At 50.7% G+C, this 9,161-nt stretch carries 12 protein-coding genes; 9 read left to right on the top strand and 3 right to left on the bottom strand.

All coding sequences use genetic code 11. The features are described 5' to 3' along the window. A partial coding sequence (locus HOK28_21265; GenBank protein MBT6435638.1) for a heme lyase CcmF/NrfE family subunit occupies positions 1-1,200 on the bottom strand: 1,200 nt, incomplete at its 3' end. Positions 1,201-1,303: 103 nt separating this feature from the next. Here HOK28_21265 and HOK28_21260 point away from each other — a divergent pair. The 9 genes from HOK28_21260 (at position 1,304) to HOK28_21220 (ending at position 8,236) form a co-directional block, all read left to right on the top strand. Next, entirely contained in the window at positions 1,304-1,945 is a 642-nt protein-coding gene (locus tag HOK28_21260; GenBank protein ID MBT6435637.1) for a glycosyltransferase, read from the top strand. 165 nt (positions 1,946-2,110) lie between these two features. Next, complete coding sequence (gene tolQ / locus HOK28_21255; protein MBT6435636.1) at positions 2,111-2,758, top strand: protein TolQ; 648 nt, start codon at positions 2,111-2,113, stop codon at positions 2,756-2,758. 21 nt (positions 2,759-2,779) lie between these two features. Further along, complete coding sequence (tolR, locus tag HOK28_21250) at positions 2,780-3,196, top strand: protein TolR (GenBank protein MBT6435635.1); 417 nt, start codon at positions 2,780-2,782, stop codon at positions 3,194-3,196. Between the two features lie 19 nt (positions 3,197-3,215). Then, positions 3,216-3,977: a TonB family protein gene (locus HOK28_21245; GenBank protein ID MBT6435634.1), complete on the top strand. Its 762-nt coding sequence runs from the start codon at positions 3,216-3,218 to the stop codon at positions 3,975-3,977. 16 nt (positions 3,978-3,993) lie between these two features. Further along, positions 3,994-5,319, top strand: a complete 1,326-nt coding sequence (locus tag HOK28_21240; protein ID MBT6435633.1) for a translocation protein TolB — start codon at positions 3,994-3,996, stop codon at positions 5,317-5,319. Positions 5,320-5,357: 38 nt separating this feature from the next. Then, the gene (locus HOK28_21235) at positions 5,358-6,434 is read left to right on the top strand and encodes a hypothetical protein (GenBank protein ID MBT6435632.1); all 1,077 of its coding nucleotides are present in this window, start codon (positions 5,358-5,360) and stop codon (positions 6,432-6,434) included. Positions 6,435-6,465: 31 nt separating this feature from the next. Then, positions 6,466-7,536, top strand: coding sequence for a thioredoxin domain-containing protein (locus tag HOK28_21230; protein ID MBT6435631.1), 1,071 nt, complete (start codon positions 6,466-6,468; stop codon positions 7,534-7,536). Positions 7,537-7,564: 28 nt separating this feature from the next. Further along, complete coding sequence (locus HOK28_21225) at positions 7,565-7,750, top strand: hypothetical protein (protein ID MBT6435630.1); 186 nt, start codon at positions 7,565-7,567, stop codon at positions 7,748-7,750. A gap of 6 nt (positions 7,751-7,756) precedes the next feature. After that, on the top strand, positions 7,757-8,236 hold the full coding sequence (locus HOK28_21220) for an acyl-CoA thioesterase (GenBank protein ID MBT6435629.1): 480 nt from the start codon (positions 7,757-7,759) through the stop codon (positions 8,234-8,236). Here HOK28_21220 and HOK28_21215 read toward each other — a convergent pair. Both HOK28_21215 and HOK28_21210 read right to left on the bottom strand, forming a co-directional pair. Then, a complete protein-coding gene (locus HOK28_21215) occupies positions 8,233-8,742 on the bottom strand; it encodes a DUF2505 family protein (protein ID MBT6435628.1) in 510 nt (169 codons plus the stop codon). The two genes, HOK28_21220 and HOK28_21215, sit on opposite strands and share 4 nt — an antisense overlap. After that, positions 8,739-9,161 (bottom strand): hypothetical protein (locus HOK28_21210; protein ID MBT6435627.1); only part of this gene is annotated, 423 nt, incomplete at its 5' end. The genes HOK28_21215 and HOK28_21210, both read right to left, overlap by 4 nt.

The raw sequence follows: 9,161 nt of genomic DNA, 5'->3' as shown, positions 1-9,161 counted from the left end.
CAAACCACAGGGAATCGCCATCTGATTGAAGTAGGGCTCTCCCACGCTGACCTTCACCCCTTTGATTGCTTCGGTGATGAGCGGGAAGACAGTGCCTAATAAAACGGTAAACGTGAACACAACAAAGACGACATTGTTGAGTAAAAAAGCCGTTTCACGGCTGACCACTGCTTCAATGCGGCCTTCATCTTCAAGGGTGTGTGCCCGCAGTGATAAAAGCACAATGCAAAGCACGGTCATCACGGCAAGGAAGCCTAGAAAAACTGGACCAATGGGTGATTGAGTAAAGGAGTGGACGGAGTTGAACACGCCGCTTCGAGTCATAAACGTTCCTAAAATCGTCAGTAGGAAAGAAGCGAGAACAAGCGTTAGAGTCCAGACTTTGAGCATCTTGCGACGCTCTTGAACCACTGTGGAGTGTAAGTAACCTGTGGCCGCAAGCCAGGGCAGAAAAGACGCATTCTCCACTGGGTCCCATGCCCAGTAGCCGCCCCAACCCAGCACTTCATAAGCCCACCAGCCGCCAACAATAATGCCCGCGGTCAAAAACGCCCATGGAAACATCGTCCAGCGCCGAAGTGGCTTGAGCCAGCCCGTTGAAAGTTTACCTCGGAGGAGAGCGGCCACAGCGATTGCAAACGGAACACTCATGCCAACATAACCCAAGTAGAGAAGCGGCGGGTGAACAACCATCAAAATATGGTTCTGCAAAAGCGGGTTCGGGCCTGGGCCATCGGCCGGTATGGGATCCATCACACCAAAAGGGTTAGACGGGCCAGCGATTAAAAAGGCGAAAAAAGCACAAATTCCGAGAAGTACGCCCGTAGCGTAGGGAACATACTCCCGATAGCGGTCGGTCATTTGGTAGGTAAAAACAGAAACGTAACCGCTTAAAATGGCACCCCAAAACAAAATAGAGCCTTCCAGCGAAGACCAGAGCGACACAATACGAACCCAGGTTGGGGAGTCGTGACTACCGACTTGGGCTACATAAGACACCGAAAAGTCAGGGGTCAAAAGAGCACTGAGCATGGTGAGGTTTGCCAAAACCATCGTGATCGAAAATGCATAAGCTGCCCGGCGAGCCCAAAGCATCGCTTCTCGGCTTTGCCGATAGCCGCTTAACAGGCCCATCACACATCCAAACGAAGCTGCCCCTAAGGCCATCAAAACCAGCGTGCGCCCTAAAATACTGTGCAAAACTTACTCCTTAGACCAAGACTCTAAGCTCTTCTATGTTTTTTTAGCTAGATCTCGCAAGCTGTGTTTGACTGACTAAAGCCTCGTGATAGCTGAAAGTTCCATGAATCGTGCAATCCTCTGCATCTTTGCCAAGCCGCCGGTCCCCGGAAAGGTTAAAACTCGTTTAATTCCGCACCTTGATGCGCGCCAAGCAGCCGATATGGCTCAGGCTTTTTTGGACGATGTCGCCGCCACCTGCCTGAAAATTCCCAACACAAAAACCGTGATCGCAACTTACGGAAGCTGGCCCGACGAGATTCGAAGACCCAAGAATCTCGAAATCTGGCAACAAGTGGGTGATGATTTGGGTCAGCGCATGGGCTCAATCTTTACACAGGGCCTGAAAGAGTCCCCGCTTGTCATGGCTCTTGGAGCCGATGTTCCTCTAATATCCGTAGAGATTCTGGAAGATGCCCTGAAAAAGCTTCAACAAAATGACGCCCTTATCGGACCCAGTGAAGATGGGGGTTATTACCTTCTTGGGTTCACTCGCTTTCAAACTGGCCTCCTCGATGAGCTGCCATGGAGCCAAACCGGCACCCGCCAAGCCACCGAAGAGCGGCTCAGGGAACAAGGCTATACTTTCGAACAAACATCGACCCTCTATGACATTGATACCCCCGATGACTTGAAACGGCTTGAGCAAGAGGCCTGCCACGAAGCAACCCGGCAAGCATTAAAGACTTTAAAAGCTGATTCTTAAGGGGCGCGGAACAATTGCCTATAAAACTCGATATGTGGTAGCCAACGTCCAATGGAACAGTTGAACGTACTACAGGTTTTTCTCGCTCAGGCGGCCCCAGAAGTTGCAAAGCAAGCAGCAAGTGCTGTGGCCCCTGCGCCACCCGATCTCTCCTTTTGGGGCTCTATGCTCAACGCCGGCTGGGCCGAGCAATTGGTCATGGTGGTCCTCGTTGGGTTTTCCGTCGTGAGCTGGGCCATCATCGGCTACAAGCACCGCATGCTGCGCCGGGCTTATCAAGAGTCCGAGGAGTTTCTCGACACCTTCTGGGCCTCCAAAAGACTCGACGATATCTATCAGAAATCTGAAGAGTACAAAGGCAGCCCAGTGAGCCAAGTGTATCGCGCCGGGTTTGTGGAGCTGGCAAAGCTCAAGCAAAAGGAAAAAGGTACAACCGGCGATATTCAAATGGGAGCCATTGAAAGCGTTGAACGCTCAATGAGGCGTGCCGCGAGTAAAGAGCTGACCAATTTAGAATCCTTGGTTGCTTTTCTCGGAACCACGGGAGCAACCACACCGTTTATCGGACTCTTTGGGACCGTCATCGGTATTATGAGTGCTTTTCAAAAAATCGGCATTGATAAAACTGCCGGGCTTGAAACCGTTGCCCCTGGTATTGGCGGCGCGTTAGTCGCAACCGCTTTCGGCCTCTTCGCGGCGATTCCCGCAGTTATTGCGTACAATTACTTTTTGACAAGAATCAAAGTGCTCGACGCTGAGATGGACCACTTCTCGGCTGATTTTCTCAACATTATCAAACGACACTTTTTCTAGGATAAGGTAGCAAGACTTACGATGGCCATTGGTAGTAGCTCAGGTAAAACCATGAACGAGATTAACGTCACACCCCTGGTGGATGTAATGCTCGTCTTGATGATTATTTTCATGGTCACCGCGCCCCTGATTCAACAGGGCGTAAAGGTTGATCTGCCTGACGCTAAAGCTCAGGCCATGCCCTCCGATGAAAAAATAACCGTGCTCACCCTCACCAAAGACCGAAAGGTATTTCTCGGTGAGGAGGAATTGGCATGGGATAAATTACGTACTTTATTGTCCACCAACAAAAAGCTTCGAACCGACAAAGAAGTTTATTTACACGCCGACCGGAATCTTCCCTATGGTGTAGTGGTTGATGTGATGGACATGCTCAAAGATGCTGGGGTTTCAAACCTTGGAATGGTCACAGACCCTTTGAGTAAAAAGAAAAACTAACAAGCGCGTAAGATCTGCCATGAAAGCTAATTCTATCCCTCAAGGACTCAAGCGCCTCATGCTTGGCTCATTGGCATTACATGTCAGTATAGGGGTTATTTTAGCGGCCGTCCTTGGCCATGCACACGATCCAGCGCCTAAAAATGTTGTGGTTACCAAACTTGTTCGCCTCGGGAAAAAACGTCCCGACGATATGCTCCCGCGTCTTTTAAAAGAGAAGCCGCCAGCGCCTGCAGCCAAAAAGCCACCCGTAAAAAAAGTAGAGCCAAAGCCCAAACCGGCTGAAAAAGTTATCCCGATTAAAAAGCCCGATGCCCCCAAACAACCGAAGGCCAAAAAAGAGCCGCCTAAAGAAAATGCCCTGGACCGGGCCCGAAAGATGAACAACGTGTCATCTGCACTCGACAGGCTTCGAAGCGCCAAAGGTGAGGAAGAAGCCGAGGGAGACCCAAAAGGGAGTCAAAAAGGTACCGTATCAGACCTGAGTTTGGCGATTTTAGGTAATAAATACATGACCGAAATCTCCGACTGCCTCCAAAGCGTGTGGAACGTCGAAGGGCTCTCGGAAAGCCAAACTGCCGGTCTTTCTGCAAAAATTGGGATTTGGGTTTCAAGCCGTGGTAAATTCGTCCGGCACCAAATCGAGGGAAGCTCGGGTGTGGCCGCTTTTGACCGTGCAGTGGAAAAAGCTGTACAAAAATGCGGTGGAGTCTCGGCTCCACCAAGTGCCATTCGAAAAGTGGTAGGCCGAGATGGAATTGAAATTGTATTTCGCCCTTAAAATTAAAGGGCACCAAATGGTGAATATGAGACGACTGACTTACATATTATTCATTGGCCTCTTTTTTGTTGCGACGCCGCTTCACGCTGAACGGCTGCGCATGGTGGTTGAAGGCGCGAATTTTCGCCCTTACCCCGTTGGCGTACCGGATATCCGTGTCGTGGGAACCCCCGATGATAAGAGCAAAAAAGCAGCTCAACAGCTTACGGGTATATTAAAAAGCGCCGTGGATCTTGTGCGCCCCTTGGAGCTTGTAGATCCTCAAAGCTACCTCAACCCCGAGAAAGAAAGCTTGGTTCAACCTAAGTACAAAAACTGGCTGGCTGTTGGTGCAAGCGGGTTAATCAGGGCAGGGTTAAAGCTCGACGGCTCTCAAGTTCAGCTAACGATGCGCTTTTACGATGTCGTCAGCCAGCGTCAGCTCATCATGCGAGACTTTGTGGAAAACAACACCACCGCAAGCCGGGCCATTCACCGCTTTTTAGACGAAGTTATTAAGTTGCTCACCGGAGAAGAGGGCATTCTTAGCTCTCGTGTTGCCTTCGTTCGAAAAACGAAAGAGGGCAAAGCAATTTACACCGCAGATATTACCGGTGCCAACGAGCAACGGATCACGGATCCTGCAAGCTTAAGCTTACTCCCTGCCTGGAGCCGGGATGGTAAGTCATTGCTCTTCACATCTTACCTACGTGAAAACCCAGATCTTTACAGGCTCAACCTCACGACCCGTAAACTGGATTGGCTCAGTCATAAACGCGGACTCAACACCGGGGCAGCCGTAAGCCCTGACGGCAAGAAGATTGCTCTTACTTTAAGTATCGATGGCAATACCGAAATCTATTTGATGGACCGCGATGGTAAAAATCTTACCCGGCTCACCGATAGTTGGGGACAAGATATTTCACCCACTTGGAGCCCCGATGGAAAACGGATCGCGTTTGTTAGCTCCCGTTCGGGAAATCCGCACATCTACGTCATGAACGCCGACGGCTCCAACCCGAAGCGGTTGAGCTTTCGTGGTAACTACAATCAGGAACCTGATTGGTCTCCAAGAGCTGATGGGAAAATTGTTTTTACAGCGCGAGACGAAAGACTGCGTTACGACATTTTCTTAGTCGACCCTCAAAACGGCGAAATGCAACGGCTCACTCAGGATCAAGGCGACAACGAAAGTCCTTCCTTCTCTCCAGACGGGCACCACATTATTTTCACTTCTACGAGGCCGCCTCATGGCGGCAAGAAAATCTACGTCATGGATGTAGATGGAATGAACGTACGTCGGATTTCCCGGCGCGGCGGCTACCATGAAACTCCTGCTTGGAGTCCGCGTCTCGGTTACTAAAACCGCTACTGGGCTCTCGCAATCGAAGGCATACCACGATGCAATGTGAACGATGCGGCATGCTATTTGAGCCCACCGGTGCTCACGCCTCGTCGGTTCAGTGTCTACGTTGTGGAAACGTGGTGTCCAGCCCAGATGCAAGTGGTACAGCCCAGCCCGTGTTCGTTCTTGATCCCGATGACTCTGATATATTCAGCGTAAGCGAACCGCCCCCAAAAGGTAAAACCGTCCCGGCACCAGCACCCATTGGCCGAGTTGCAACTTCTAAAAAACGCGCGCGGCTTGGCGATATGCTTTTTCTGGACATGCCGCCCGAAACTCCTGCTTCCGAGGAGACCCCTCAACCAGACAACAACTTTTCAAGCCACAGCGACATTTATCAATACGACGCGCTCGAACGTTTTGATGCGCTCAAGCTTCCAGGAGCCGAATCAACAGCGCCCCACAGCCTGCCACCAGAGGCTGTGAGCAAAGTTGCCCCGGCTCCCACGCGGGTGCCCCGGCCGCACCCCGTTGCCGCACCTCCCACAAGCTATACCCCCGAACCGGAAAAACCCACGGTACTTGGAGCACTCTTAGGCGGTACGTTAACAATCATCGTCTTGGCTCTTTTAGGACTCGGCTTATTTCGCTTTGCCCTTGGCCTTACACCCCCAACCACTGCCGTCGGCTTAGAGCAATTTGCTGAAGCACTTCGAGGCGGCGAATCAACCCTCGCCCAAGCAGACGGGCTTATCGTTTCTTCATACCGCTCAACAACCTACCCCACCGGTTCTGAAAAGCCTGTTCTCTTAATTTTTGGAGAGGTTGAAAACCACCGGGACCTTGATGTCGAGAACGTTCAAATCAAGGCGCAGCTGATAGATGAGCTGGGTACAGTCGTGGCCACCGAGACTATGCCGATTGGCCTAAAGTTTACACCGCCAGAATTTGCTGGGCTCCAAGACATTCATAAACTTTCTGAAATGATTGCCATTAAAAGCCTTCAAACCGACTCGACCATCGCTGCACGCTCTTCAAGAACCTGGGCCATCGCGATGGCTGCACCTCTTACTGAGATCCACAAACTTGAACATCGGATTTCACTCGTGCAAAAAGAACCACCCAAGAATTGATTCCACCCTTCACCTCGAGATGATGACCCTCATGAAGCCTGTTTTCGTTTTTTTGATTTCCGTAGGTTTAACTGCCTGCAGTATGCCCGGACTTTTAGGTGGCAGCGCTCAGGTATCCCCTGACACCCTCACACAACCCTCAACCGCAAGTTTGGCCACACCGTCCGCAAGACTCGGCAGCGTAGGCGGCGCGGTCATCACACAAGAAGATCTTGAGCCAAGCACAAAAAAAGAAATCGACTCTATCAACAACGAATGGGCGCAAAAAAAATTACACCTACTTTGGGCCGGCTTTGAAGATGCCGTCAACGACCGTTTAATCGAGCAAAAAGCCCAAGCAGAAGGCCTGAGCCCGGAACTTCTCGTTGATCGAGATATTCTGAAAAAAGTTAAAAAGCCGACCGCCACCGAGCTCAAATCATTTTACAAAGACAACGCCCACATCATTCAAATCGATTTTGAAACAGCAAGGCCCCATATCGAGCGGGAAATGCTCAAGCAGCGCAGAAGCGAAGTGGAAATGGCATTCTTAGCGGGTTTAAGAGCCGAGAATAAAGTTGAGTATCAACTGCCAATGCCTCAGCTACCACGGCAAGCCATGCCCAAAGGCTCGGCGCCTTTCACTGGCCCCAAGGACGCGAAAGTGGTCTTGGTTGAATTCGGGGATTTCGAATGTCCGTACTGTGCGCAAGCACACCAAGTGGTCAAAGAACTCAGACAGCTTTACCCCAATCGGCTTCGAGTTGAGTATCGGCACTTCCCCCTTGAGCAGCACACCCGCGCTAAGCCCGCTGCAATCGCCTCAGAATGCGCTCATCGCCAAGGCATGTTTTGGCGATTCCATGACTATCTTTACGAAAATCCGCAAGCTATGAGCGATACCGATTTTACAGGGTACGCGAAAACGCTAAATTTAGATATGCCACGGTTTGAATCCTGCCTAACGGGGAAAAGTTCGGCAAATGCGGTGAACCGCGATAGTGAAATCGCTCGAAAATTGGGTGTGGACGGAACCCCCTCAATATATATAAATGGTATCAAGTTGATTGGTTTGTTGCCGCTTCCTCTCATTCGGGTCATCATTGACCATGAACTGAAGTAGCAACCAGGAAGAGGGTAGAGGTGGAATCATGTTTAGTGGGGTTAAAGTCTTCAGCGCAACCAAGCATAAAGAGCGCGACGAACTCGGAGAAACCGTAACCCGGTGGCTCACAGGCCAACGCGGTAGAATTGAACTCGTTGATAAAATTGTCACTCAGAGTTCCGACAGTGAATATCACTGCGTGACGATCACCGTTTTTTACAACCACACGTAAAACCTGATGGAACCCGTTCACTCAGCCGCATCTCAGGTCGAAACCACCCATATGGTTCAACCTCCAGATACCAACCACCACGGTTCGGCATTTGGTGGGATGATTATGCAATGGATGGATATCGCAGCCGCTATCAGCGCTATGAGGCATTGCCGCGAGCCTGTTGTAACGGTTGCCGTAGATGACCTTCATTTTGCTCGCTCAATCCGACTCGGCGACGTCGTCGTCATCAACGCGCAGGTTAACCATACCGGTAAAACAAGCATGGAAGTTGGCGTTCGGGTTGAAAGGGAAAATCAGAAAACTCGTGAGCGCGAACATTGCCTCACGGGCTACTTTACATTTGTCGCCGTTGATTCAGACAACCGGCCCATCCCCGTTCCCCCTCTTCAGACCGAAGGGGAGACCGACAATCGACGCTTTGAAGATGCAGAGCGCCGGCGCTGTGAGCGGCTTGACCGCTATCAATCGCGCAGCAAAGATTAAGCAAAAAGCGCGGCGTTGTCTCGGATGTATTGGCTGGTTTGAGCTGCTGCTGTTTCGTAGCTCTTCTCAACGTCTGTCACAATCAACGTCTCAATCATCTTGCCAACGCCAAAAACCTTTACGTTGATCTCACCCCAAAGCTCGCGCTCAACACCGCCAGCAACCTCGCGAAAAGTAAATTGACCGCCTGCAGAGAACTTCGAGCCAAGAGGGCCGGGAACATTGATTTTCCAGGTGCCTTTAAATGCCTCGGTGTCGTAAGTGAGTTCTTCATCATACTCAAGCCTGTCCATTTTAATGACTTTGGCAACAGGTCCCGGGATTTCGCGGTCTGGGCTTACAGTCGTAACCCGCTTTAAGCGCGTTCCGTTGAGTGATTTTTCTTTCACGTTACGAGTTAAGTTAACGCCCTTGCACAAATACTCGTTAAAGCTCTCTTCGAAATAGAGTTCACCGTACTGCGCCAATGTGAGGCCCGAGAAAATATGTTTTACATGTAACTTCATTGCTTACTTCCTATGACGGGGCGTGTGAGCCCCTCGCGATAATCACGTACTTCAATTGTGGCGTCCGGAAACTGCGAGCGAAGATCATCCACTACATCTCTTGCAGTGGCGACCATTACAACCAAAAGTTTAGTCGGATCTAGGTGCTTATTCATTGCCTCGCTCACCACTTGGGCCTCAAGTTTTTCAATTCTTCGAGGCAAAGCATAAATGTCATGAGCAGGTTTCCCGAGCAACTCGAGATACAGTGCCGGTACCATTCGGTCAGAGGCTGTGGCGATAGATAGCGGATAACGCCCCAAGATGTATTGGCGCGCCCGCTCGATATCGTCATGATCAAGTTTGCCATCAGCCAAACCCGTGAAAAGCTCCCACTCAAGCTTCAAACAATCAACCAGGTCCTCTTGGGCTGGGGCCGT

Source organism: Deltaproteobacteria bacterium (genome assembly GCA_018668695.1).
GTDB lineage: Bacteria > Myxococcota > XYA12-FULL-58-9 > XYA12-FULL-58-9 > JABJBS01 > JABJBS01.
Note: the sequence above shows the minus strand (reverse complement) of the source record. Positions and strands in the feature narration are given on the sequence as shown.

What these genes read in the sequence shown, in the direction of transcription:
- HOK28_21260 (MBT6435637.1), top strand. Translation starts at nt 1,304, where the DNA reads ATGAATCGTGCAATCCTCTGCATCTTTGCCAAGCCGCCGGTCCCCGGA.
- tolQ (MBT6435636.1), top strand. Translation starts at nt 2,111, where the DNA reads ATGCTCAACGCCGGCTGGGCCGAGCAATTGGTCATGGTGGTCCTCGTT.
- tolR (MBT6435635.1), top strand. Translation starts at nt 2,780, where the DNA reads ATGGCCATTGGTAGTAGCTCAGGTAAAACCATGAACGAGATTAACGTC.
- HOK28_21245 (MBT6435634.1), top strand. Translation starts at nt 3,216, where the DNA reads ATGAAAGCTAATTCTATCCCTCAAGGACTCAAGCGCCTCATGCTTGGC.
- HOK28_21240 (MBT6435633.1), top strand. Translation starts at nt 3,994, where the DNA reads ATGGTGAATATGAGACGACTGACTTACATATTATTCATTGGCCTCTTT.
- HOK28_21235 (MBT6435632.1), top strand. Translation starts at nt 5,358, where the DNA reads ATGCAATGTGAACGATGCGGCATGCTATTTGAGCCCACCGGTGCTCAC.
- HOK28_21230 (MBT6435631.1), top strand. Translation starts at nt 6,466, where the DNA reads ATGAAGCCTGTTTTCGTTTTTTTGATTTCCGTAGGTTTAACTGCCTGC.
- HOK28_21225 (MBT6435630.1), top strand. Translation starts at nt 7,565, where the DNA reads ATGTTTAGTGGGGTTAAAGTCTTCAGCGCAACCAAGCATAAAGAGCGC.
- HOK28_21220 (MBT6435629.1), top strand. Translation starts at nt 7,757, where the DNA reads ATGGAACCCGTTCACTCAGCCGCATCTCAGGTCGAAACCACCCATATG.
- HOK28_21215 (MBT6435628.1), bottom strand. Translation starts at nt 8,742, where the DNA reads ATGAAGTTACATGTAAAACATATTTTCTCGGGCCTCACATTGGCGCAG.